Raw genomic sequence first — 24,170 nt, 5'->3', positions numbered from 1 at the left:
ATGTCAGCTTTTGCGGAATTCGACAAGGAACGGCAGGCCGTTGATGCGCTGCTGCAGCAGGGTTATGGAATTGTAAATATCACAGAGGATCTGGACGGTGCCGAGGTAACGTTTATGCGCAGCGGCTTGGATGATGATCCGGTGAAGCTGCTGCTGCTGACTGCAGATGCGCGCAAGCATGTGGCTACAGCCGTTTTTGCCGGGCACAAGCCTGGAGCTCCGGTTGAAGCTCCTATTTGAAACGAAGAATAAGAAGCTGGCAGATGGGGCTGTCCCAAAAGTATACTAGCGGAAACAGGCCTCTATCCTCAAAAGCGTAATACTCAAAAAAGCAGCGATTCTCCCGTTATTGGAGTATCGCTGCTCTGCGTTTTTATAAATATTGCAGTCCATTTCCCGCTTAAACAGCGGAGTGTCACCGAGCCTGAGTTTGAGGGAGATGCCAACCAAAAAAGGCTTTTTCCGCATCCCGGTATACAGAACGGAGAAAAGCCTGATTAACCATGAAACGATCTGGTTATATATAATAAATATGATAAGTCGGATAATGATACATAAATTCATTTGCTGTATTAGGCCAAGAGGTTAGTTTTTAAGCTGGAACCCTTTGAGTACACGGAGACTTGTGGAGTGGGGACGATAGCTACGGGTTCTGAAGCGAGTACGGTAATGTCTGGAGAATAGAGATAAAAGCCGTTTCCGGCTTCAGACGTTCTGATCCGGGTGAACTCATTGGCTAAGCTGATTGTTGAAGATCCGGCAAGTGTATGCTCTTTTACACGGAGTTTAAAGGCAACCAGAGTCTGATCAACAGCCGGGATGCAGGCCTGCTTCGAGTGGGTTTCCACCTGGATATCAATTCCGCGCATGGTGGTGTTCATTCCGAAATAAATGCCGCCGTCGACCGGATTCATGAAATTATACTGAAAAATGTTTCCGACCTCGTTACCGGGTGTAAAGGCAGAATCGCTGTAAGCTGACTGTACAAGATACTCGGCATTATCAAAAACCTCACTGTCATACTGCACTATAAAATTCATATAGCTGTAGCCGCGGTCATTCGGGGCGAAATTGCGCAGGTTCACTAGCACAGTCACTTCGTCTCCCGGCGCATAGGCAGTCTGGTCGGTTGTGACCTCAACAGACATAGCGGGCGGCGTATTGTCTATGGTAACCTCACGTACCATGGAGAACATAAGAGTAAGAAAATTCGAGCCTTTAAAAGCTTTTTTGAAGCCCTGCCATCTGTTCAATGTAACAACCTCCATATACTCGTGTAGTACTATCCGATGTGTAAACATTGCTGTGTAAATCAATGGTACTATTTGTCACTGATAAAACACTGATAAAAAGTCGAAGCTTGGCAGAAATAATCGAAATGATACCGCTTTATACGAAAAAATAGCGAAAAAACAGCCCGGCAGACGTCTGCCGGGCTGTTTTGCAAAAAAATATGAGTTCTACCTGCGGATAAGCTGGCTGACTGCTTAAAGTCTATGTACCAAGGCGTTTGTAAGCCTCGAGGAACCACTCCGGAAGCTCCCCGTCCATCTCATTCCTGTAGGATTCACAGAACTGGGTGAAGCGCCGCTGGGCGCGCAGGGGCTTACCGGTCTCATAATAAAGCGCGATGATCTGCAAAGCATAGCTCTCCTCAAGCGGTTCAAGCTCGGCCAGCCGGAGGGCATATTCCTCGGCTTCATACTGGCGGCCTGACTGAATCAGCCCCAGTGTAAGCTGCTCCAGCAGCTTCAGGTAGAGCTGGCGGTATTTATCGCGGACCGAATAGATCCATAGACTGTCCAGAGACTGCAGCAGCTCCCCTTTGTACAAGGAAGAAGCATCACGCAGGCTATCCGGATTATTGCTCTGCAGCGCTGCAAGTGCGGCTTCCTGGAACTGTTCCGCATCACCCTCGATGCCCTTGGCTTCCAGACGGTAATTTTCCCGGTCAGAGGTCAGCTCGATATTGTCGCCGAGGGCGGCATTCTTTAAGGTTTTACGGATCTGATAGACGGTGGTATGCAGATACTGCTTCCCCTTCTCGTAGTTCCATTGCGGAAAGACATCGTTCAGAATAACGCTGACACTGCCTTGCCGGTGTATCCATAAATAAGCAAACAGCTCCTCTGCCTTATGCGTGCTCCACTTAACACTGCCGAGGGGCCCGGTCAGGATGTGGCCGCCTAGGGACTGGAAACGCGCAATTGGGCTGGGCTGCCCGGACTGTCCGGACTGCGTCCGCTTGGACAGAAATTTGGACCAGGTTCTAAGCAGCCGGGGCGGGTCTACCGGCTTAAGCAGATAATCTGCTGCTGAGAGGTCGAAGGCCTCGACAGCATAGCTGCGGTAGGCACTTACGAACACGACCTCCGTATCCGGCGAGAACGGCTGCAGGTTCTCGGCAAAGGCAAGCCCGGACAGCTCCGGCATTTGAATATCAAGAAAGATCAGATCAGGCTTCAGCTCGGCGGCGGCCGTGAGGGCCTCCCGGGGGTTATCAAAGACATGGATTGATGCAATGTTCTCACATTGCTGCAACAGCTCGCGCATCTGTTCCAGCGCCGGCCATTCATCATCTACAACCATTACAGAATAATTCAGGAGACCTCACCCTTCCATGGTATTCTTATACGTACTTCAATTCCGCTGTCTTCGCCGCGGGTGAGCAGCAGGGGATGGCCGAATTGCTTCAGCAGGCGGCGGTTAATATTTTTCAGGCCGATCCCAGTACCTTGACGCGGGGAGGAGCGGTAGTCGTCCATCATCCAGGAGGCCAGCTGCTCATCGCTCATCCCCTTGCCGTTGTCGGAGACAGTAATGACTATATATCCTTCCAGCAGGCTGGTGCTGAGGACAAGGGTGCCTCCGCCGATCTTTTCCATCAGGCCGTGCCGGACAGCATTCTCGACAATCGGCTGTACAATCAGCGGCGGCAGTGTAAATTCGGAGACCTCAATATTGTACTGGACACTCAGGCGTTTGCCGAACCGGGCCTGCTCCAGCGACAGATAAGCTTCAGTCAGCTCCAGCTCCTTCTCGAAGGGAATGGCTGTTTCCTGGTTGCTGAAATCAAAGCTTCCCCGCAGAAAATGACTGAGATCGTAGAGCAGGTGTCTGGTCTTCTCGTTGTCCCGTGTGCTCATCCAGATGATTGTGTTGATGGAGTTGTAAAGGAAATGGGGCTTGATTTGCGCGCGAAGCATAGCGATTTCCGAGCTGAGCCGCTCCGCCACTGACCTTTTGAGTTCAACGAGCGTTTTGACACGGCCCTTCAAATCACTCCAGGCATAGGGCTTATGGATAAAGTCATTTGCTCCGGCCCGGAAGGCCGACTCATTGAAATGGAGCTGCTGCCCCGCCGTGGCCATCAGCACAGGCAGATCCAGCGGGCTGAAGGTCTGGCGGATAATTCTGCACAGCTCAAGTCCCGACATCTCCGGCATCATCACATCGATGATGCAAAGGTCGAAATTACGGTCTCCGGCAAGGAGCGCCAATGCTTCTTTGCCGCTGCGGATACTCGTAATCATATAATTCTCCAGTGCCAGCAGGTTGGTCAGCGCCTTGAGATTCGCGTAATCATCGTCAACAACCAGTATGCGCGGAGTGTCCGGTCCTGCGTCTGCGCTCAGGCCGGGCTGGGTTACCGGGATGAGCGGATATTTCCAGTCGTCGTCAAGGGCTTCCGGAGAAGGCTTGACCGGTGTAAGCAGCAGCTCCCGGTTTTCAGGCTCTGCGGCTGCAGATGCGGATGACGGCTGACTGACCGGGATAGAGAAGGTGAAGCTGCTCCCCCTGCCGGAAACTGACTGTACCCTGATACTGCCTCCGTGCAGCTCGACGAGCTTGCGGGTGATCGCCAGACCCAGACCGAGCCCGCCGCTCTCCAGTGAATCTGCTTCATTGACCTGTTCATAATCGCGGAATATGCTTTCCAGACGCTCAGGCGGAATCCCTTTGCCTGTATCGGTAACTGTGATGGAGATGACATCCCCGCTCCGTTCTGCTTCAAATACTATGCTGCCGCGGTCAGTGAATTTGAGGGCATTATCCAGCAGGTTGTACAGAATCTGCATCAGCCTGTGCTCATCGGCTTCAATGAGATAGGCCCCGGGCGGGATATGATTTTTGATGCGGATATTCGTTTTTATATTCAGGAACTGGAAGACCTCAATGACGATGTTGGCGATTCCCTGTATATCTACCTGCTTCCAGTGAAGGGTAATCCGCTGCTGCTTGATCTGCTCATAATCAAGGATATCCCTGACCATGAATGCCAGGCGTCTTCCCGTTCCCAGAATCAGACGCATATCCTCACGCTGTGAGGAGCTGAGCGGGCCGCCGCCGCCCTCATAGAGCGACAATGAGATGTTAATAATGGCATTCAGCGGTGTCCGCAGCTCGTTCGAGGTTTTCAGCAGGAATTCGTCCTTGTCTCTGTCCTTGCGCTCAAGCTGATGCGACAGCTGCTTAATAGTCTCGTAGGCATGAGCCTGCCGTGCAGACAGGAAGAGCCCTTCGGCGAGGACAAAGATGGGCCCGGATAATGGCGGTATGGAATAAAATTCGGTACCCATCATAAGGTTCTTGGATACGGTGAGTACGAACATAATGGCGGCAACAACGCCGATCAGCAGATAAAAGGAGCCGGTCTCCCGCAGCATTGCCGCTTTAACCATGACATAAAAGGTGTAGATAATAGAGATTATACTAAAGATAGTTAATATATCGGAGGCCCTGGAGTAGATCCGCTCAGAGCTCACCAGAGTCAGAAGGCAGAAGCCTATGGAATAGGTGAAGGTGATTCTGCGGAACAGCCGGGAATAGAGTGCCGGAAACAAAGAATAGGTATAGCTGGCTACAAATGAAAAGCCGATCACGCCTGTTATCAGCTGTATTTTGCTAAACCACTCATAGGGGATTGAGGGAGAGAGATCGAATAGCAGCTTTTCGCTGTGTGTGAGCAAATAGAAGGTAATGGTTAAGCAATACATCCCCAGTTGCAGTGAGGGATAATCTTCTTTGCGCTGCAGGCCCTGACCCATGAAATAGACTCCGATAAAAGCAAAGCCTGCTATCAGCACGATGTCATATACGTTATTCCGCTTATCAAGGGCTTCTATGGCTTCAGGAGTTCCGATACGGATGGACTCTGCGATTGCGCCGCTGTTGTACATGAAGTTGGAGGCGTGAATGATAATGTCCGCCCGGCCGGTATCGCTGTTAAATGCAGCGGTGTAAGGCTGGTTGCGGGGCACTGTTTCCTGGAGTGATTGCCCTGTAAGCCCGCTGCCTCCAAGCGGCTCTCCGTCTATGAATAGCTGGCTGGAAGTACGGACGTTATTCACCTTTAAGGCAAAGGACGTGCTGTTCTCGGGGAGCAGCAGCTGCAGACGGTAGGTTGCAAATCCATATCGGTTGTACTCCTTCTGATTCCATGTTCTCCAGCTTCCGGGAACAGAAAGATAGCTGACTTTATCCGCTTGTATGGTGTCCGTGGGCTCAAGCAGCTGATTCCAGTAGAACTCCCACTTGCCGTCCAGTTTATAGGTTGAATCATTATCGAAGGTGCAGCCGGATAAATCGATAACACCGGGCTGCGGCTGAACACATGCACCGCTGTTTCTGTTCAGCAGGGGATATACTGCCGAAGCAGCAAGCAGGAGGATGCATAGCAGACCCAGAGCTCTTGTAGCCAGCAGCCTGTAATCAAGCAGTTTCATAAGGAACCTCACTTTGGAATATAACTTCTGTCAAACTTCCGCATCATTCGTCAATAATTTCATCATAGCCTTGCCGGCTTCTGCTTGTCCAGTCACTAGTGCCCAGAAAAGTGTTGTATAATTGAGGCTCACGACTTGAGAAATTCAGTGTTTGATGAGGAGAGGGCAATTGATGTATTTACTGGATATATCGTCATGGCTGACGGAGGAGAGGCTGCGGGTCCTGCTGGAGCAATACCGGACACTTGGGCCGCTGCCCGGAATCGGGCTGACGTTTATGAAATCCTTCATCCCGCCGCTGCCGACGATTGCCATCGTAGGCTTGAACGGTGCTGTATACGGTTTATGGCTCGGGTTTTTGTATTCCTGGCTGGGGCTGGTGGCAGGCTGCACAGTGACCTTTCTGATCATCCGCAAAATTGCCTCCCACCCCTATCTTCAAAAATGGTCACGCAGGCCAAAGGTAGCCAAAAGCATGACCTGGGTGCGGCGGAGCGGGTTCAGTTATGTTTTTCTGCTCAGCCTGTTCCCGGTCGGCCCGTTCGTGGTGATTAATATGGCCGCCGGGCTGGCCGGTATGCGCCTGCGCTCTTATCTGCTGGCTATATGTGCGGGGAAGGCTATCATGGTCTTTGCTGTCTCCTATATCGGGAATGATGTACAGCGGTTTATCCGCAACCCCTGGGAGATTATCTACGTGGTGTTGTTTATCGCGGCTTCCCTATGGTGTGTGAAGGCTATCGAAGCCCGGTTTGCCCGGGCGGCGGCAGCTCCGCTACACCGAGAATAGGCCCTGGACCGCCGCCTCGGTCTCTGTCTGTCCTGAGCGGTGAACCCAGCTGTTCGTTACATGGCTGTAACTGTAATCGCTGGCCCATTCCATTCCGTATGCAGTGATGTCCTGCACCGCTGCGATCATCCTGTCAACTTCGGCATCTGTCATAATGGGGTGGAGGGAAAGGCGGACCCAGCCGGGCTTGGAGGACTGGTCCCCGGCATGCAGGTCCTGAACGATCTGCTCCGACTGCTTGCGGTCAAGCCCCAGCAGATAATGTCCATAAGGACCGGCACAGGAGCAGCCGCCGCGGGCCTGAATGCCGTAGCGGTCATTCAGTAGCCTGACGGCAAGATTGTAATGGAGATTCTGCAGGGTGAACGACACGATGCCATGGCGCTCTGTCTGTCCCCCGGCCAGAATGGAGCAGCCGGGTATGCGGGTGAGCCCGGCTAACAGCCGCCGGCACAGCTCCTGCTCGCGGAGCCTCATCCATTCTCCGCTGCCGTTCATCCGCTCCTTCAGCTGGATGCAGAGCGCTGTGCGGATGGCCTGCATGAAGCCGGGTGTCCCTCCGTCCTCGCGGACCTCCACGTCGTTTATGTAGCGGCGTCCGCCCCAGGGATTAACCCAGACAACAGTGCCGCCGCCGGGCTCATCCGGGAGCCTGCCGCTGCAGAGTCCGGCGTCTAACAGCAGCACTCCGCCTGTTCCCGGGCCGCCAAGAAATTTGTGCGGAGAGAAGAAGACGGCATCAAGCTTCTCCTGCGGTGAAGCGGGATGCATATCAATCACTGCATACGGTGCACTGGCGGCAAAATCAACAAAGCATACCCCGCCGTGGCGGTGCATTACGGCAGCGAGCTTGGGGTAAGGCGTCTCAATGCCTGTAACATTTGAACAAGCGGTGAAAGAGCCTATCTTGAGCCGGCGGCCCCGGTAGCGGCAGAGCAGCACCTCAAGAGCCTCCGGGCTGATATTGCCGTCCGCCCCGGCAGGAACTGTAACGACATCGCCGATGCCTTCCTGCCAGGGCAGGAGATTAGAGTGATGCTCCATGTGGCTGACGAAGATCACCGGGCGCTCCTCCGGCGGGCAACGGAAGCCCGGGCGCTGCCATTCAGGCAGCTTCAGGCCCATCAGCCGCTGCAGCTTGTTAACTGCACCGGTAGTGCCGTTGCCGCAGAAGATCAGGCAGTCATCCGGCCCCGCGTGCACATGCTGCCTGATGATCCGCCGTGCTTCATTATAGGCGAGCGTCATTGTCAGGCCGGTGGTGTTGGAATCGGTATGCGGATTGCTGACATAAGGTCCGAAAGCCTCCTGAATCCGGCGCTCAATCGGTTCGTATAAACGGCCGCTGGCGGTCCAGTCTGCGTATAGCAGCGGCTTCCGTCCAAAGGGGGTCGTAATCTGATGGCAAATGCCGATGGTATGCTCACGGAATGCGGCGAAATGCGCCGCAGGGTAAGCCGGTGCCTCCTTGGGGGAGGCATGGTTGATGCTTGGCATGGACAATCCCTCCATCTAAAGCCGGTTAGTTCCCTGACACCGGCGCCGGTGTCCTTGACAGGCTTCCGGCTGTGTCATCACGGCTCAGTATATGCCCGGCAGAGCAGATGGGTTAAAGCCCATGTGTCAAGCTAGATAAACAGCTGCATATCACTTTCCAGCGCATCCTTCAGATAAGCAGAGGCATCCATCACTTCAACCTCCGGAAGCAGCTCCTCCGGCTTAAACCCCATAATATCCAACGAAAGCTTGCAGGCATAGAATTTGATCTTCTTTTTGCGGGCACCCTTCAGGAAGTGGATCAGCTTAGGTGCTCCATTGTCCTCCATCATCTCCTCCAGCATTACACGGCCCAGACCGCTGAAATTCATGTGCGAGAGCGGGAGCTGCTGCGGTCCCTTCGGTGTCATCACGTCCATCAGCTTCTCGTACAGGCTCTTATCCTCCAGTGTCATTTTTTCCGGGTCCCGGACCAGAAATAATCCCCAGAATGCAAAGAACATCGTTACTTCAACCTCAATATCCCTTGCTGCATTGGCCAGAATCAGCCCGGCCATCGCCTTGTCATATTCGCCGCTGAACATCAGCAGATTTAATTTTTTGGTCATCTTTGTGTACCTCCGCGATTGTTAGAATGATACTAGTATGCTTGCAGCGGCCGCGGCATATGCCTGCCGTCACAAAGATGTACCTGCGGACAGGCTCCCCTTCTGGAACAACAAAAAAAAGCTCCCGGAGGGGAGCTGAATCTCTACGTTCAGCTATTATTCTTGTGGGCTGTCCTGATTAGACAATTCGCGATCAGCCGGACGGCGCATATCGTAGCGGCGCGCAGCCCACCAGATGCTGCCGGTAAACAGTACAATCAGTCCGAGGATAATGGCAAACCGCCAGTCGCCGGCCTTGAAATTTAGCTGCAGGACGGTTAAGACCAGAGCAACCTGTGTCCAGACCAGTGTTCTTTTGCGGAAAGCGGTTATATTTCCTTCCATAGCAGGCATGCCGCGGATAATCCGGTAGGCGAGTATCGCCAGAATTAGCGCAAAGATGATTGTGCCAGTCAGCTCGGAGTTAGTAAACGCATTCATTTTCTCGAAATCCTTTCGGGTTAACATCCTGCTGCGTCGCGCAGCACAAGCTTATTATAGCGGTAAGCGGTTATTTTACCAAGAGGGCAGGGAAGCTTAGACGGGCTGAATATAAAAAAGGCAGGCCGGCTATGAAGCCAGCCTGCTGATGATTTCCTCTGCCGGCAGCGGAGGAGAGAAATAGAAGCCCTGAATATGCGGGCAGTTATGGCTGATCAGGAATTCCAGCTGTTCTGCCGTTTCCACACCTTCAGCAATCAGGTCATAGCCCAGCTGTGAAGCGACATAGACAATGGATTTGATGATGGTCTCGTCAATCGAGCTGATCCCGATTCCGGTGATGAAGGTGCGGTCGATTTTAATTTTGTTAACCGGAAAATGCTTCAAATAATTCAGTGAGGAGTACTTGGTGCCGAAGTCATCAATAGAGACGATAATGCCATGGTCACGCATCTGCTGTAGCAGCGGGTAATGCTCCTCGAGGAGCGCGGTGCTCTCTGTAATTTCAAATTCCAGCACTTCTGTATCCAGGCCGTAATAATCCAGCACAGACAGCAGATTCTCAATCAGATTGCGGTTATAGAACCAGCTGTTCGAAATATTAATGGAGGTGCGCAGCAGCGGCATGCCCAGCTTACGCCATTCGCAGAGCTGACGGCATACCTCACGGATTACCCAGTCTGTCAGCTGAATCATCAGGCCGGCCTCCTCGACCGCGGAGATGAACGTGCCCGGCCCGATGAGCCCCTTCTCAGGATGATTCCAGCGGATCAGCGCCTCAAGGCCGATTGTCTTGCCGGTAACGGCGTTGATCTGCGGCTGGTAATACAGCACGAATTCCTCGCGTTCCAGCGCAGAATGCAGGTATTTGGCAATCATGGTCCGCTGCTCCAGCTTCTCCCGCAGCTCCCAGTCGAAGATAAAGTAATTGCGGTCCTCCAGCGACTTGGCCTGATACATCGACATATCGGCAAATTTCAGCAAATCGTCTGTATGGCTGGAATGCTCCGGGTAAAGGGAAATCCCGATGCTTGTAGACAGGCTCAGATGGGCACCGGCAATCAGCAGGGTCTGTGAGATCAGTGTGCTGATCTCACCGGAAATTTCCGGAATCCGCTCCTGCGGCAGATCGGAGAAGATCATGACGAATTCGTCGCCCCCGGTTCTTGCAAACAGCTGAAAGGGCAGCCCCGCGCCTTTCAGCCGGCCGGCCAGCGTCTTGATTACCTGGTCACCGATAGAATGGCCTAATGTATCATTGATTTCCTTGAAGCGGTTCAAGTCAAAAAAGAATAGGGTGTAGGTCTGTGTCGGCTCTGAGCATTGCAGCAGCCGTTCGAACTCATCCATAAAATAACGCCGGTTCGGAATATCGGTCAGGCTGTCATAGTGGGCGAGCTTTTCGTACAGCTTCTGGGAAACGCTAAGGTCACGGGTGCGGAGCTTAACTACCCGCTCAAGCTCATGATTAAACCGGTTCTGATGCCAGAAGAAATACAGGATAAAGGCGACGATGAGCAGGCAGACGACATCAATCCAGAGGACGCTGCGGAATACTGCCCATTTCTTCTGTGCCGAAAAAAGAGTGCCCATCAGCCAGTGCTGGTTATAGATATCAATAGGAGTGGTTACTGCTTCCCCTGCAGCTCCATCCTGCCGGCCGAACAGCAGAGTATAGTCTGTGCTCGTAACGTAAATAGAGGAATCCAGCGACTGGAGATGATCGGATATGTCCTCTACCGTTACGGTAGCAGAAACGATGCCGGTAAAGGTGTTGCCGCTGTAAATGGCCTGTCTGATTACCATTCCATACTGGCCTTGGGCAAGCATGCGGGGCCCGTCAATGGTGATGCCGCGTGAGCGGATGGTTTCCTGTACCATGCCTGATGATGAAAGGACTGGATCGAGCAGGAGGTCTTTATTCAGGATGGAGGTGTTGCCGGAAAGCGGATAGAGATAGCGGATAACCCCGTCCGGGGCAATCACAATATTCAGAACGTTTGTGTTTGAGTTGTTATAGGCGGTATACAGGTATTGATTGATCAGAGCGGGCTCTGCATCAAAGCCTACCGTCTGGATGAAGGAGCTTATTCCTTTGACAACCGATACTTTCTCTTCGAGATTTGAGGTTAGGGTGACGGCTTGAGAGGATAGATCGGCTTTTTCAGCCCGGTATTCCCGTTCTACCGATATGGAATAGTAATAGAAGAGAGAAAGCTGCAGCACGGCTAGGAAGCCGAGAATGATCGTTAAAGGCTTTTTATTAATGAAAGCCATGGAGTGCCTCCGATATAAGAAAATTCAACATTCTATAGCAATTTGGGCGAAAATGGTTTCTGCACCATCGTCAAATGTCGAGATATGTCGTAGGTGTCTCTATAGCATGTCATTTTTTGTGTTTTTGTGCAAGGAAAAACCTTATAGCTGGCGGTAAAATAACAAAAACGGATAAATCCAATCCGCCTAAGGGCAGCTGTCTTTATCCGTTGCTCTTGCAGGTGTTGCTATATGAATTTCAGTAAAGGCAGCGTCAGCTTATTTCTTGAAGATACGCAGAGGTGCGCCGACCGGCAGGAAGGTGCGTCCGAAATGGGCGTTGAGCACAGAAGCTCCGCAGCCGTAAAGGGATACCGCAGCAATCGCCATTTCCGATACTGCAGCCAGCTTGTGGAAGAATTCCGCAGCTACGCCGAAAGCATCCATGGAAAGTCCAAGGAACAGGAAGTCAATCAGGATAAAGATGATCAGCAGGACACGGTTGGCTTCAACTGCGCCGATGGTCATGAACAGGGTGAAAATCAGATATCCGAGGAATACGAAGCCGAGCTGCTTCGGGTCTACGCCTTCAGCGAGTGTAGCGCCGAATACGCCGAGCTTGATCAGCCAGCTTGCACCCATGCCGAACCAGAAGAAGGCATATGCGCCGAATGCAGTCATGCCGAAGGTGTTATTGTGCTTGGCATCCTGAATGGAGGCGAACAACTGGGCGAAGGCGCCGAGGAAGATTGCCCACGGAATAGCGTAGCTGAGTCCTGTTGTAATTTCGAGCTTTTGTGAAGAAGCGACCAGGGTGACGATAGCAAGTCCGAACAAGCCGATGGCGCTGGGATCGGCGGTGACAATTTTGACGGATTGCGTGGATTGGGATTGCGCTGACATAGCAATTAAAGCCTCCAATTTTCAAAAGTGTTCGCATAGTATAACAGCACCCGTATCGGGTGCCGTTATCAGCTTGCCTATCATATCATATCGCCATGAACTTGCCTATAAAAGAAGTGTGCATTTTTTGGCGGTAATTTCAATAATCAGGATAAAAATTCATAAATATTCACAGCTTGCAGCGGCTTGCTGATATAGTAGCCCTGAAGCTCGTCGCTGCCGAGCCGGCGCAGCAGATCGAACTGCTCTTTAAGCTCTATCCCCTCAGCAACTACCTTCAGCCCCAGATTGTGGCTCAGCTCAATAATAGTCTTGACGAGTACATCTCCTTGAGGCTCAAGTGTCATCTCGGATACAAAAGAACGGTCAATCTTGATGGTATCCACCGGGAAGCGCCGCAGATAGCTCAGCGAGGAGAAGCCGGTGCCGAAATCGTCCAGCGAGATGCGGAAGCCGTAGCTTCTGAGCTCCTGGAGCGAGGACAGGATATGATCCCCTGATACGAGCACGCTCTCTGTAATCTCCAGCTCCAGGCTGGAGCTGGGCAGTTCAAACTCTTCAAGCAGTGCGAGCAGCAGTTCGCACAAGCCGGGCTGTATCAGCTGTACCGCAGAGATGTTGACGGCTGCCGTCAGCTCAAGCCCGTCCTGGCGGAAGCGGCGCAGGTCTGAGCAGACCTGGCGCAGCACCCAGCTGCCGATGCTGATGATCGAGCCGCTCGTTTCGGCGAGCGGAATGAACTCAGCGGGAGACACCGGCCCGTAGGCGGGGTTCGTCCAGCGCAGCAGGGCCTCCAGCTTGGCGACCTTCAGGCTGTCTGCACCCAGAATCGGCTGGTAATGCACTTCAAATTCATCATTGACCGCTGCGGACAGCAGCAGCTGGGAGAGTACCTTGCGGCGCCGGATGCTTTCCTCCAGCTCCTCGGAGTATTGAAGAATGTTATTACGCCCGGATTCCTTGACATGAAACATCGCCAGGTCAGCCTGTTTGACCAGATAATCAGCATCTTCACCATTCTGCGGATAGATACTGACCCCGATGCTGGCCGTGTTATAGAGCAGGTGCCCTTGTATGCGGTGGGGGATAGAGAGTGCCTCCTGTATGCGGGACAGCTGGGCTTTCAGGCTGTCTGCGTCAGGAGCGTCGGCAAGCAGAATGGTGAATTCATCCCCTCCGAGCCGGGAAACAACATCATGCTTGCCGATGACCCTGGAAATCCGGAAGGCGGTCTCTTTCAGCATCGCATCACCGAAATCATGGCCCAGCGTATCATTGACCGTCTTGAAATGATCCAGATCAATGAAGACGAGGCCGATCTGCCTGCCCGTTTCCCTGGCTGAGGCGATAGCTTCATTAAGCCGGGTAAAAAACAGCGAACGGTTAGGAAGCTGAGTCAGCGGATCAAGCATGGACTGCAGCTGCAGCTCCTCCTGCGCCTTCTGCAGAGAATCAATCATCCGGTTGAATTCATGCTCAACTTCACTGAACTCGTCTTTTCCCGGGCTGCTGACCCGGATGCTAAGATCCTTGCTGCTGCCGATGGCCCGGATGTTTCTAACGAGTATAGACATTCTGCGAAGAATAAAATGTCTGACGAAGAGCAGACTGGCGATGCACATCAGCAGGGTCCAGATCAGGAAAAATTTCCGGAAGCTGATTACAGATTGAAGGCCGTTCTCGTAAATCTCACGCGGCTGCTGCAGCGTAATCTCCAGTGCGGGATTGCCGAAGAGATCGCTGACTACAGAGTGGATGGACATCATTTTGTCTGAATCCGAGCTGATCCATACCGCTTCACCTTGGCTTTCTGCCGGCGGGGCAGAATGAACAACCGTCATCCGGAGGGAGGATCTTGTTTCGTCCCAGATCCGGGAGATCTCTTCCTGCTGCAGCATTCTTCCGGCTACGGCTGTGCCGATTACCGGTCTGTCCCCGCTGTTGTTGATGATCGGGGACAGCGTGATCATCATCGGGCCGCTCTTAAGCAGCACAATACCGGAGCGGCTGTCGCTGCCCTCCATAAATCCGGCAAGCCGGCTGTGTATAAGTTCAAACAACGTAAGATATTCCGGGGTCAGACTGGCGACTGCACCGGTACCCGGATTATAGATACCCCCATACCGGGGTTGACCGGTAATGTCGAGCAGTGCCATCATATCAAATTGATTAACCGCATAGGCTGCCGGACTGAAATTGCTGTCCAGATAGGCTTGCTTGTCTGCCGCAGCCCCTTCTGCCGGTGATGCTTCCTGCATAAACCGGTAGGTATCGTCCCAGGTTGAATATTTCAACAGTCCTGTCTTCAACGTCTGCAGCTCGCTCTGATAGGATGAAACCACGTTATCCAGCTTGCTCCGCAGAGCTGCTTCATCCAGCTTCTCGAAGCGGTTCAGCAGAATAAAGTGCAGGAGCAGATAAGTAACACCTAGTCCGAACAAGGCCACAGCAACGATGAAGATTATTATTTTTCTGCTCAGCTTCATGTTGCTCCCCTTTAATAGTATAGACTTTTATAGGAAATAAGTACCACCTTACCCAGTGTACCATGAATAGGGAATATTTTGCAGCGTATTTATCGCCCGTGTGTCGAAATTTGATGTATAATAATCTTGCAATAATAATAATCACATAAAATAATAGAGGGAGATCGCTTTGGGCATGGATAAATGGATATTATTTAAGAAGATCACACGGTTTGGAACGATTCCCGTGATGCTTATTCCCGTTATTCTCGGAACGGCAGGAGCATACGTATGGGATGGAAGCTTCCATCCGTTTTTATTTGTTATAACGCTTATCGGGGCCGTTGCTGCCCACTTGTTCTCCAACATGGTGAATGATTTATGGGATTTCCGCAACGGAACGGATACAGAAGCAAAGAATACACCGGGAATGGTCTCGACGAACTCCGGTTTTTTGTCAGACGGACTGATGAAGGAATCGCGGTTTGCCCTGATGACCTGGGGGCTTCTGGCGCTGGCTGTAGCCTGCGGCCTGGTTCTCAGCATTTCCAGCGGCTGGGAGACCCTGTGGTTCGTAGCTGCCGGGGCGCTGATTGCCTATTTCTATGTAGCGCCGCCGCTGCGCTTCGGGTACCGGGGCAAGGGCTATAGTGAGTTTGCGATATTCATCGCCTTCGGGGTAATGCCCGTACTGGGCTCCTATTTCGTGCAGACAGGTGAATTCAGCCTGAGGCCGGTGCTGCTGTCCGTTCCGGTGGGGCTGCTGACGACCCTGCTCTTGTTCAACCATCATTTCCTGCACTGGAGGGCAGACGAGCAGGCCGGCAAACGCTCGCTGGTTGTGGTCTGGGGAGAGCGCAAAGCGCTTGTATTCTCCCGTATTCTGCTCTTTCTGTCCTATGGGTCGCTGATCGTCTGCGTCCTGGCCGGCGTCCTGCCGGTTTATGCACTGCTGGCGCTGCTGACTGTGTTTGCACCTCTGCGGGTGTACCGGGGGCTGGAGCCGCAAAATGCCTCTCTGGCCTACCTGCCCCTTATGGGTGCATCGCAGCAGGCCTCCGTACGCTGCGGGTTGATTATGGCGCTGGCTCTGCTGTTCCAGGGCTTCATATAATTAATTACCCCATTTAGATACAAATAGTGGGATTCGTTATGGATGAAAATAAAGAAAATACCGTTATTGCTGAAGGGTCCCCGGTGACTGTTACTACAATTGCGCGCTAGTCGTATTTTTGAAGGATAAGGGTGGTTTGCAGTGAATGTAAGGAGCTTTTTGCGGTTTGTCGAGCTGCCGACGAAGGTGGCCAGTATGCTTCCGTTCCTGATGGGAACGCTGTATGCGCTGTACCGGTTTGAGGATTTCTCTGTTCTGCGTTTTCTCCTGATGCTGGTGTCCCTGCTGAGCTTTGATATGGCGACAACGGCCATCAACAACTATTATGATTTCAAAAAAGCGGCCAAGACGCATGGCTACGGCTATGAGACCCATAATGCCATCGTTCACTATAAGCTAAAAGAAAGCACGGTAGTCACTACCATCGTGGTGCTGCTCCTGTTGGCTGTGGGCGGGGGGATTGCTCTCGTCATGCAGACAGGGCTGCTGATTTTTCTGCTGGGCGGGCTGTCGTTCCTGATCGGCATCCTGTATTCATTCGGACCGATTCCGATCTCGCGGATGCCGCTGGGTGAGCTGTTTTCCGGGCTGTTTATGGGCTTTGTCATTATTTTTATCTCGGCTTACATTCACTCAGACCAGAGTGTAGTTACATTGTTGCTGCAAGGCGGCTGGGTTGACCTGCATGTTAACCTCGTTGAGGTATTGTATATTTTCTGGTTCTCGGTGCCGGCGATTCTCGGGATTGCCGGGATTATGCTCGCCAATAACATCTGCGATATTGAGGATGATCTGGAGAACCGCCGGTATACCCTGCCGGTCTATATCGGACGTTCCAATGCGCTTGTGCTGTTCAAGCTGCTCTATTATGTTTCTTACTTGGATATGGCGGTTCTGCTGATTCTCGGTGTCCATCCGGTATTGGTGGCGCTGCTGCTGATAACGCTGGTTCCTCTGCGCCGCAACATTGCTGTGTTCCATGAGAAGCAGGAGAAGGCATCAACGTTTATTCTTTCGGTCAAAAATTTTGTGCTGATGAGTACGGCACGGATCCTTGTACTGGCTGCTGCAGTATTGCTGGGTATGCTGAATATCTGACGGCTGCGTAATTAGTTATGCCTCCTATTCTGTGATAGAGTGTCAGTAGATATATTTACATTCTTATTCATTCATAAGGAGGGTGTACATCTATGACGCAGAAGCTCAGATGGGGGATACTCGGCTGCGCCCAAATAGCTACAGGCTCTGTTATGCCGGCTATTCAGGAATCACAGTCAGGTGTGATTGAGGCTGTGGCGAGCCGGGGGCTGGAAAAAAGCAGCAGGGTGGCAGCAGAGTTTGGCATCAGTAAAGCCTATGGCAGCTACGAGGAGCTGCTGGCTGATCCGGGGATTGATGCTGTATACATTCCGCTGCCCAATCACCTGCACCGTGAATGGGTTATCCGTGCAGCGGAAGCAGGCAAGCATGTGCTATGCGAGAAGCCGATTGCACTCAGCAGCGCCGAGGCGGAGGAGATGGTAGCAGCCTGCCGCAAGGCAGGGGTGCATCTGGCCGAGGCCTACATGTACCGCCATCATCCGCGGATTGCGCAGCTGCGGGAGATTATCGCCCGGGGAGATATCGGTGAGCTGCGCGCAATTCGCGGTGCCTTCACCTATAATGATGCCGGGGATACCACGAATATCCGCTTCAAATCTGCCTGGGGCGGCGGCTCGCTGTATGATGTCGGCTGCTATCCGCTCAGTGCGGCACGGCTGCTGTTTGACGCCGAGCCTGAAGCTGTAACGGTTCAGGCGATATTCTCGCCGGAGCATGACAATGTGGACATGATGGCTTCCGGACTGGTGGAGTTTCCCGGCGGCGTAAGCCTGACCTTCGACTGCGGCATGTGGGCCTACAACCGCCAGCTGCTGGAGGTGCTCGGTACCGAAGGTATGATTGAGGTGCCGATACCGTTCAATGCCAGATTTGAGGATGCCGATTTTCTGGTCTATAAAGGCGCCGAGGTCAGCAGGTTTGCGGCAACCGGAGCTAACCCGTATGTGGCGCAGGCAGATCACTTCGCTGACGCAGTCCGTGGAGGCAAGCCGCTTGCTGCCGAGAATGATCCGGTGCTTAGCATGAGGCTGATTGAAGCCTGTCTGGACTCCGCCCGGCGGCGCGAGCGGGTCAGCCTGCTGTAGTCTTTAATTGTACGTTGAAAAAACCTCCGTATCTCTGCTGTAACAGCGGATACGGAGGTTTTTTGGCTTTTTACTGCTGCGGGTTAAGCAGGGAGAGCGTTCCTTTACACGGGACTCAGCAGAACGTCATCCCCGTCATCATCACGGTTAAATGCCTCGCGGTCGAATTCGCCCTCCGAATTCGCCACCAGCAGCGCGGTAACGGAGGTTCCTGTAGCGTTAACTGCAGTGCGGCCCATGTCAATGAGCGCTTCTACACCGGCAACGATAGCCAGGCCTTCCAGCGGAAGACCGAGTGCAGTCAGCACGACGGTGGTGGAGATAACGGCCGGACCGGGAACACCCGCTACGCCGATGGAGGAGATTATGCTGACCAATACCAAGGTTATGTAATCCGTTAGAGAGAGATGAATGCCGTACACTTGGGCGGTAAACACGGTTACAATCGCAGGCCATACGCCGCCGCAGCCGTTAAAGTTGACAGATGCGCCGAGCGGGGCCACAAAGCTGGCAATCCGCGGCGAAACATGCAGGCGCTTGGTGATGACCTCGAGATTAACCGGAAGCGTAGCATAGCTGCTCCGGGTTGTGAAGGCGACGGTAATGGTCGGGTACACCTTGCGGAAGAAGCGCAGCGGATTGACCTTAACCACCAGCAGCACCAGTCCGCCGAATACAAGCACGAAGTGCAGAAGGAGTGCGGCATAGGAGGCGATAATAACGCTGCCGAGCTCCTGCAGGGTCTCCCAGCCGTAGCGGGCGGTGATTCCGGCAATCAGGGCGAATACGCCGTAAGGAGTGAGCCGGATCACAAATTTGACAACCTGATGCAGCACTGCGGTCAGTGATTCGATCAGATCACGCACCGGCTTTACGGCTTCCGGCTTCTTCGAGCCTACCTTAATGATGGCAACCGCTACAAAAATCGCAAAGATCAGCAAGGGCACAACCTTGCCTGTGGCAGCTTCATTGACCGGATTCGATGGTACAAGATCCAGAATAACCTGGGAGAAGGTCGGAATTTCCCGGGCTGTGAAGCCTTCAGGCACTGCCTGCTGAATGCCTTTTCCGGGATTGAAGAGCAGAGCGAAAAGCAGCCCGATGATAGAGGCGATGCCGGTTGTGCCGAGGAACCAGGCAAAGGTTTTGATCCCGATTTTGCGCAGAGCCTCAAGGTTTGTTAAGGAAGCAATGCTGTTGAGCACAAGGACAAAGACCAAAGGGACAACGAGCATGCGGATGAGGCTGACGTAAATACTGCCGAATGTTGTGATTGCATTTGTTTCGAATTCCAGGTACTGAAAGAAAATACCGGTAACCAGGCCGATCACCAGGCCAATGATGACCCGGGTACCGAAGCCGACGCGTTTGCGTGCCAAAAGGAAAAGCACTGCGAACACGGCAAGGGAGACGACCAGACCGTACCAGTTCGTCTCAAGTGCAGACAGCAGATTGTTGTCAATATCTTTCATTGTAAACAAAGACCTCCTAAACCGACTTTTTTGATGTGATTAAATGTATATAGGAATTTTATGAATGTCAATGTAATAATATGTAAGAATACTTTAATTCCGATAATACCAGTGTGAAAAATAAAGTTTTAATTGACAAGAGATGATAGCATGAATATTATGGAACTTAATTGCAAGTGAATTGGAATCGACTGGACCGCCGGAGATTCAGCATGAGACGCAGCTATGCGTCTGTAATGTTGGATCTTTTTTTATTGCGGAGTAAGGGGGGGAGAACGAATCGACTGGACCGCCGGAGATTCGGAAGTACGACGCAAGCGTCTATTCTTCCGGATCTTATTTTGTATTCAGCATGATCAAATAGGAGAAGAGGATGGTTAACTTATGAAAAAACTTACGATAGCTATTGTTGCGGGAGCCGTAGTGTTCTCGGCACTTACCTTTGTAGCGGTTTCGGCAAAAGACGAGACTTCTGCCGCTACTGCCGGAACGGCTGCCCCTGTTGCTGCTGCTCCTGCAGCAAGCGAGCCTGAAGCGGCGGCAGCCCCGGCTGCTGAGCCGCAGGCTGTTGCCGAAGCGGCTCCGGCAGAGAGCGCGCAGCCGGTAACAGCAGCCGCTTCCGCTGCTGCGCCGGAAGCAACGGCAGCCCCGGCAGCAGCCGAAGCAGTTGCAGCCGCTCCGGCGGCGGCTTCCGCTACGCCAGCTCCGGCAGCCGCTTCAGTGAAGCAGGCTGCGGCAACTACAGCGCCGCAGACCGCTCCGGCAGCTGCAACGCCGGCTCCGGCAGCAGCGGAAGCCGCGAAGCCGCAAACAGCTAAGGCGCCGGAGGCAACCGCAGCGCCTGCCAAGCAGGTAACGGCGCAAGCTGCCCAGCCTGCTGCAACAGCTGCACCGGTGGCGACGGCCGCACCTGCAGCACCTGCCGCAACAGTCGCTCCGGCAAAGGTTGTTACATTCTCCGCCACGGAAGTCGTGAAGGCGAAGGCAACCGCTGCGCCTGCAGCCGCTCCGGTACAGTCCAGCACGGTGAGTGCACCGGCCGCACCGGTGAGTGCGCCAGCCGTTGAACCGGCGCCGGCTCCTGCAGTAGAGGAAGAGATTTGCCCGTAAGCAGACCTTGCTGCTTACGTCCTGAATCTTAACTCCGGCTGCAGATTAGCCGCCGTAATCCAATCCCAAATGATGAGGTGCATACATGATACAACCAGTGAAGTCCAAGAAAATACTATCGCTGCTTCTGGCAGCCACCCTGTTTGTTCTGCCGTTACAGGCCGTTAAGGCAGAGCCTGCTGCCCAGGCAGAAGCGCTGCTGAATAGTGGAGCTGCAGGGCAAGTCAGCCATTATAACTATTTTGATAACGTGTATGAGCACCTGAACGATGCGGGCCATGTTTTTAAAACGGCAACCTATGAGGATATTGTTCATCTGTTTGAAAGCGAAGGAAACTATGCTGTGCTGGTAGGCGGGGCTTGGAGCGAGCAGACTCAGGCTCAAATCGGGCTTATCAATGAGGCGGCTAAGGAGTACGGCGTATCCGCTGTCTATAATTTTGATACCCGGCTGGACGGTGACAGCCTGAATATCGCAGACAGCTCGAATAAGTTCGCCTACAAATATGTGGATCTGGTCAATAAGTATCTGAAGAACCTGAATCTTTATGATAAAAAGGACCCGGAACACAATGTGAGCTACGTTAATAAGGCGGGCGAGACGGTTACCGTGAACAAGATCGAATCACCATTCCTGTTCATCTACAACAAAAATAATGTCGATGCAAACGGTAATAAAGCACCGATTGTGGCCTATCTGAATGAAAGCAAGTCGTGGTCTGATTTCCAGACCGGCGGTTCGCTGGATCAGGCCAAGGCCGCTGCTTATAAAGCGCAGGCAGGTAAAGTCTTCAGTGCTGCCGCCACTTACAGTGTCATTGATGAATCGGCCTATATTAAGGCAGCTTTCAATTTGAACTATGAGGGAGAGAACGAAGGCAAGCCGACTATTTTCAATGATGCTGACGGTGAGCTTGTGTTTGAGCATGTGACCTATCACCAGCTGAAGCAGATTCTGGCGAGTGAAGGCAATTATGCGATTCTGCTGGGCGGCTCCTGGTGCCCGAATACGCAGGCAATCATTAAATACATCAATGAATATGCCAAACAGCACAATATCGATACAATCTATTTCTTCGATACGAAGCTGGACGCCGGTGTGACGGTCGCCGAAACCGGCAATAACAGCGGTACAAAAGGCAGTGCCAATCCGCACAATAACAATGAGCTGCAGATCCGGGCGACGAATCATGCCTATGCCAAGCTGTATGTGGATCTGGTAAACACGTATCTGACTAACATCAAGACAGAAAACAACACAGCTGCCAAGCCTTCGGTTATCAGCTATGTCGATGTGAACGGTAATACCGTTACCGGTGACAGGCTGCAGGTCCCGTACCTGTTCACGTATAACAAGGATAATAAGGATGCAGAAGGCAGCAGCGCTCCAATCCTCGGACATGTGGAGCTGATGTACAGCTGGGAGAACATCCAGCCTGCCTTTACCGATACCAGAAATACTACCTACCCGGTGGGACACAGATACAATAATACGGTTAAGGCACTTAACAGCATTTTCTCCAGACTTGAAGCGGTACCGTCCGGTCTGAGCGGAGCAGCACCTAGCTCAGCTGCAGCGTTGGACGGCCGGATTACCGGTACTCTGAACAAATCGCTGGAGTACAGAAGTGTAACCGATGCGGTGTATACGGCTGTGACGGGTGAAGCGGTCACCGGTCTTGCGCGGGGAACCTATCTGGTGAGATATGCAGCAGCAGCCGGGTATCAGGGTCCTACTACTGTAGACGGCGCAACGGCGATTGCCTATAACGCAGGCCAATCCGTCAGTGTTGAGGTGCCGGGCTATGGAGAACAGGCTGCACCGGCCGGTCTAGCCGGCATTGCTCCGACTACGCAGGAGAACAAGGACGGACGTATTACAGGGACGACAGCAGCCCAGGAATATAAGCTGTCTACGGTAACTGAATATGTATATGCAACAGATACAGAAATTAAGGGGCTCGTTCCGGGAACCTATGAAGTGAGATATGCTGCCAAAGAGGGCTATAGCGCCAGCCGGATTACAGAGGTAGTCGTACCGGCCTATGCTGCAGATCAGGAAGCGCCTGCGGGCCTGACCGGTATTGCACCGACGACCGCAGAGAACAAGGACGGCCGGATTACCGGAACGAACACAGCCCAGGAATACAAGCCGGCCACCGCTACAAGCTATGTCTATGCTGCCGGCCAGGAAATTACCGGCCTGGCTCCAGGCACATATAATGTAAGATATGCAGCCAAAGAGGGATACAAGGCGGGCCGGATTACCGATGTTGTTGTTCCGGCATATACGGCTCCTTCCAGCGGGAACAGCAATCCCGGCGGAGGAACGGCAACCCCGGCGGCAACCCCGGCTCCGTCTACGACCACAGCCGGCAATACGGTAACAGCAGCAGCTAAGGCTGCGGTGTCTACGGATGAGTCCACGGGCGTTACTACGGCAACGTTAACGGCGGCTGAGGTTCAGCAGCTGGCTGACAGTGCCAAGCAGGCAGAAGCTGAGGGCAAGCAGGCGGTTGTCGAAATTGAAGTGGCATCACCGGCCCAGACCCGGACGGCAGAGCTCACTTTGCCAAGAGATGCCTTTAATGCGATTGCTGCAGGTACTAAAGCAGTCATTAAAATTAATTATGCCAATGTGGGCATCATTACCTTTGATGCACGGTCTGCACAGGCTATCAGCGGAGCAGCGGATACAGGCGATATCACTATTACGATCGGTAAGGTGTCCCTGAATGAAGAAGGCAAGGCGGTGCTTGGAGACAGACCGGTGTATGATCTGGAAGTAAAAGCCGGAGACAGCAGCGTAGCCGAATTCGGCGGAGGCAAGGTAACGGTTAACGTGTCCTATGCCCTGCAGACAGGTGAAGAACCCCATGCTGTTGTTGTCTACTACATTACTCCTGCCGGAAGCCTGGAGACCGTACGCGGAAATTATCTGGCAGCTTCAGGCAGTGTGGAATTTGTAACAACCCACTTCTCCCAGTATATTATCGGCTATAATCAGGTCAGCTTCACCGATGTAGCAGCATCCTCCTGGTACAGCGAGGCTATCGGTTATCTGGCAGCAAGGAGCATTACTTCCGGTACCGACGCCAATAATTACAGCCCGGATGCTGCACTTACAAGAGGCCAGTTCGTGGTCCTGCTGCTAAAAGCTTACGGAATTGCACCGCAGGCTGCAGGCACGGCTAACTTTACGGATGCCGGCAATACCTACTACACCGGTTATCTGGCTGCGGCCAAAGAGCTGGGTGTAGCAACAGGCTCCGGGGATAACCAGTTTAAACCGGATAATCAGATTACGCGTCAGGAGCTGTTCACCCTGCTGTACCGCTCGCTGAAGATCCTGAATGAGCTGCCTGAAGGTGCTGCGGCTGCAGGCTTGTCCGGTTACAGCGATGCTTCGCTGGTTGCAGGCTATGCCCAGGAGGCTTTGCAGGCTCTTACCGCAAGCGGAATTGTGTCAGGGAGCGGTGGTAAGCTTGATCCGCAGGGATTATCAACCAGAGCCCAGGCGGCTCAGGTTATCTATAATCTGCTGGCGCAATAAGCTGTAAGAC

17 protein-coding genes are annotated in these 24,170 nt (G+C 52.9%); 7 read left to right on the top strand and 10 right to left on the bottom strand.

The window, feature by feature from the left end; all coding sequences use genetic code 11:
• On the top strand, nt 1–240 hold the full coding sequence (locus tag BN3772_RS22825; protein ID WP_042202461.1) for a hypothetical protein: 240 nt from the start codon (nt 1–3) through the stop codon (nt 238–240).
• A gap of 332 nt (nt 241–572) precedes the next feature.
• Here the strand turns inward: BN3772_RS22825 and BN3772_RS22820 are convergent, their stop codons facing one another.
• The 3 genes from BN3772_RS22820 to BN3772_RS22810 form a co-directional block, all read right to left on the bottom strand.
• Entirely contained in the window at nt 573–1,253 is a 681-nt protein-coding gene (locus BN3772_RS22820) for a cohesin domain-containing protein (protein WP_042202459.1), read from the bottom strand.
• 241 nt (nt 1,254–1,494) lie between these two features.
• Nucleotides 1,495–2,589 carry a response regulator gene (locus BN3772_RS22815; protein ID WP_052380654.1) on the bottom strand — a complete coding sequence of 365 codons (1,095 nt, stop codon included), beginning with the start codon at nt 2,587–2,589 and terminating at the stop codon, nt 1,495–1,497.
• Between the two features lie 11 nt (nt 2,590–2,600).
• Nucleotides 2,601–5,726, bottom strand: coding sequence for an ATP-binding protein (locus BN3772_RS22810; protein ID WP_042202457.1), 3,126 nt, complete (start codon nt 5,724–5,726; stop codon nt 2,601–2,603).
• 172 nt (nt 5,727–5,898) lie between these two features.
• Here BN3772_RS22810 and BN3772_RS22805 point away from each other — a divergent pair, with 172 nt between their 5' ends.
• On the top strand, nt 5,899–6,516 hold the full coding sequence (locus BN3772_RS22805) for a TVP38/TMEM64 family protein (protein ID WP_042202455.1): 618 nt from the start codon (nt 5,899–5,901) through the stop codon (nt 6,514–6,516).
• Here BN3772_RS22805 and BN3772_RS22800 read toward each other — a convergent pair.
• From BN3772_RS22800 to BN3772_RS22775, 6 genes are all read right to left on the bottom strand, one after another.
• Complete coding sequence (locus tag BN3772_RS22800; protein ID WP_042202454.1) at nt 6,502–8,013, bottom strand: aminotransferase class V-fold PLP-dependent enzyme; 1,512 nt, start codon at nt 8,011–8,013, stop codon at nt 6,502–6,504. The two genes, BN3772_RS22805 and BN3772_RS22800, sit on opposite strands and share 15 nt — an antisense overlap.
• 131 nt (nt 8,014–8,144) lie before the next feature.
• On the bottom strand, nt 8,145–8,621 hold the full coding sequence (locus BN3772_RS22795) for a DsrE/DsrF/DrsH-like family protein (RefSeq protein WP_042181471.1): 477 nt from the start codon (nt 8,619–8,621) through the stop codon (nt 8,145–8,147).
• Between the two features lie 156 nt (nt 8,622–8,777).
• A complete protein-coding gene (locus BN3772_RS22790; protein ID WP_042202453.1) occupies nt 8,778–9,101 on the bottom strand; it encodes a hypothetical protein in 324 nt (107 codons plus the stop codon).
• Between the two features lie 129 nt (nt 9,102–9,230).
• Nucleotides 9,231–11,378 (bottom strand): bifunctional diguanylate cyclase/phosphodiesterase, encoded by a 2,148-nt coding sequence (locus BN3772_RS22785; protein WP_052380653.1) that lies wholly within the window; start codon nt 11,376–11,378, stop codon nt 9,231–9,233.
• A gap of 258 nt (nt 11,379–11,636) precedes the next feature.
• Nucleotides 11,637–12,260, bottom strand: a complete 624-nt coding sequence (locus BN3772_RS22780; RefSeq protein WP_042181467.1) for an acetate uptake transporter — start codon at nt 12,258–12,260, stop codon at nt 11,637–11,639.
• Nucleotides 12,261–12,406: 146 nt separating this feature from the next.
• Nucleotides 12,407–14,746: a putative bifunctional diguanylate cyclase/phosphodiesterase gene (locus BN3772_RS22775; protein WP_052380652.1), complete on the bottom strand. Its 2,340-nt coding sequence runs from the start codon at nt 14,744–14,746 to the stop codon at nt 12,407–12,409.
• A 175-nt stretch (nt 14,747–14,921) separates the two neighbouring features.
• Here BN3772_RS22775 and BN3772_RS22770 point away from each other — a divergent pair, with 175 nt between their 5' ends.
• The 3 genes from BN3772_RS22770 to BN3772_RS22760 all read left to right on the top strand — a co-directional run bounded on the left by BN3772_RS22770 (nt 14,922) and on the right by BN3772_RS22760 (nt 18,025).
• Nucleotides 14,922–15,839 carry a prenyltransferase gene (locus BN3772_RS22770; protein WP_042202452.1) on the top strand — a complete coding sequence of 306 codons (918 nt, stop codon included), beginning with the start codon at nt 14,922–14,924 and terminating at the stop codon, nt 15,837–15,839.
• A gap of 141 nt (nt 15,840–15,980) precedes the next feature.
• Nucleotides 15,981–16,937, top strand: coding sequence for a 1,4-dihydroxy-2-naphthoate polyprenyltransferase (gene menA, locus BN3772_RS22765; RefSeq protein ID WP_042202450.1), 957 nt, complete (start codon nt 15,981–15,983; stop codon nt 16,935–16,937).
• 92 nt (nt 16,938–17,029) lie between these two features.
• A complete protein-coding gene (locus BN3772_RS22760) occupies nt 17,030–18,025 on the top strand; it encodes a Gfo/Idh/MocA family protein (protein WP_042202449.1) in 996 nt (331 codons plus the stop codon).
• Nucleotides 18,026–18,129: 104 nt separating this feature from the next.
• On the opposite strand, the gene BN3772_RS22755 is transcribed toward BN3772_RS22760, so the two are convergent.
• Nucleotides 18,130–19,497, bottom strand: coding sequence for a dicarboxylate/amino acid:cation symporter (locus tag BN3772_RS22755; protein WP_209443694.1), 1,368 nt, complete (start codon nt 19,495–19,497; stop codon nt 18,130–18,132).
• 384 nt (nt 19,498–19,881) lie between these two features.
• Between BN3772_RS22755 and BN3772_RS22750 the strand changes: the two genes are divergently transcribed.
• Nucleotides 19,882–20,607 carry a hypothetical protein gene (locus BN3772_RS22750; protein ID WP_052380651.1) on the top strand — a complete coding sequence of 242 codons (726 nt, stop codon included), beginning with the start codon at nt 19,882–19,884 and terminating at the stop codon, nt 20,605–20,607.
• An 85-nt stretch (nt 20,608–20,692) separates the two neighbouring features.
• Nucleotides 20,693–24,160 carry an S-layer homology domain-containing protein gene (locus BN3772_RS22745; RefSeq protein ID WP_042202448.1) on the top strand — a complete coding sequence of 1,156 codons (3,468 nt, stop codon included), beginning with the start codon at nt 20,693–20,695 and terminating at the stop codon, nt 24,158–24,160.
• The last annotated feature ends 10 nt before the right edge of the window (nt 24,161–24,170 follow it).

The organism is Paenibacillus camerounensis (assembly GCF_000723885.1).
GTDB classification, from domain to species: domain Bacteria; phylum Bacillota; class Bacilli; order Paenibacillales; family Paenibacillaceae; genus Paenibacillus_AQ; species Paenibacillus_AQ camerounensis.
This window is presented reverse-complemented; position numbering and strand designations above follow the sequence as displayed.

Coding starts and splice junctions, on each gene's coding strand:
- BN3772_RS22810 (WP_042202457.1), bottom strand. CDS start 5,726: ATGAAACTGCTTGATTACAGGCTGCTGGCTACAAGAGCTCTGGGTCTG.
- BN3772_RS22750 (WP_052380651.1), top strand. CDS start 19,882: ATGAAAAAACTTACGATAGCTATTGTTGCGGGAGCCGTAGTGTTCTCG.
- BN3772_RS22770 (WP_042202452.1), top strand. CDS start 14,922: ATGGATAAATGGATATTATTTAAGAAGATCACACGGTTTGGAACGATT.
- BN3772_RS22775 (WP_052380652.1), bottom strand. CDS start 14,746: ATGAAGCTGAGCAGAAAAATAATAATCTTCATCGTTGCTGTGGCCTTG.
- BN3772_RS22800 (WP_042202454.1), bottom strand. CDS start 8,013: ATGCCAAGCATCAACCATGCCTCCCCCAAGGAGGCACCGGCTTACCCT.
- BN3772_RS22815 (WP_052380654.1), bottom strand. CDS start 2,589: ATGGTTGTAGATGATGAATGGCCGGCGCTGGAACAGATGCGCGAGCTG.
- BN3772_RS22825 (WP_042202461.1), top strand. CDS start 1: ATGTCAGCTTTTGCGGAATTCGACAAGGAACGGCAGGCCGTTGATGCG.
- BN3772_RS22795 (WP_042181471.1), bottom strand. CDS start 8,621: ATGACCAAAAAATTAAATCTGCTGATGTTCAGCGGCGAATATGACAAG.
- BN3772_RS22805 (WP_042202455.1), top strand. CDS start 5,899: ATGTATTTACTGGATATATCGTCATGGCTGACGGAGGAGAGGCTGCGG.
- BN3772_RS22745 (WP_042202448.1), top strand. CDS start 20,693: ATGATACAACCAGTGAAGTCCAAGAAAATACTATCGCTGCTTCTGGCA.
- BN3772_RS22760 (WP_042202449.1), top strand. CDS start 17,030: ATGACGCAGAAGCTCAGATGGGGGATACTCGGCTGCGCCCAAATAGCT.
- BN3772_RS22790 (WP_042202453.1), bottom strand. CDS start 9,101: ATGAATGCGTTTACTAACTCCGAGCTGACTGGCACAATCATCTTTGCG.
- BN3772_RS22780 (WP_042181467.1), bottom strand. CDS start 12,260: ATGTCAGCGCAATCCCAATCCACGCAATCCGTCAAAATTGTCACCGCC.
- BN3772_RS22785 (WP_052380653.1), bottom strand. CDS start 11,378: ATGGCTTTCATTAATAAAAAGCCTTTAACGATCATTCTCGGCTTCCTA.
- BN3772_RS22755 (WP_209443694.1), bottom strand. CDS start 19,497: ATGAAAGATATTGACAACAATCTGCTGTCTGCACTTGAGACGAACTGG.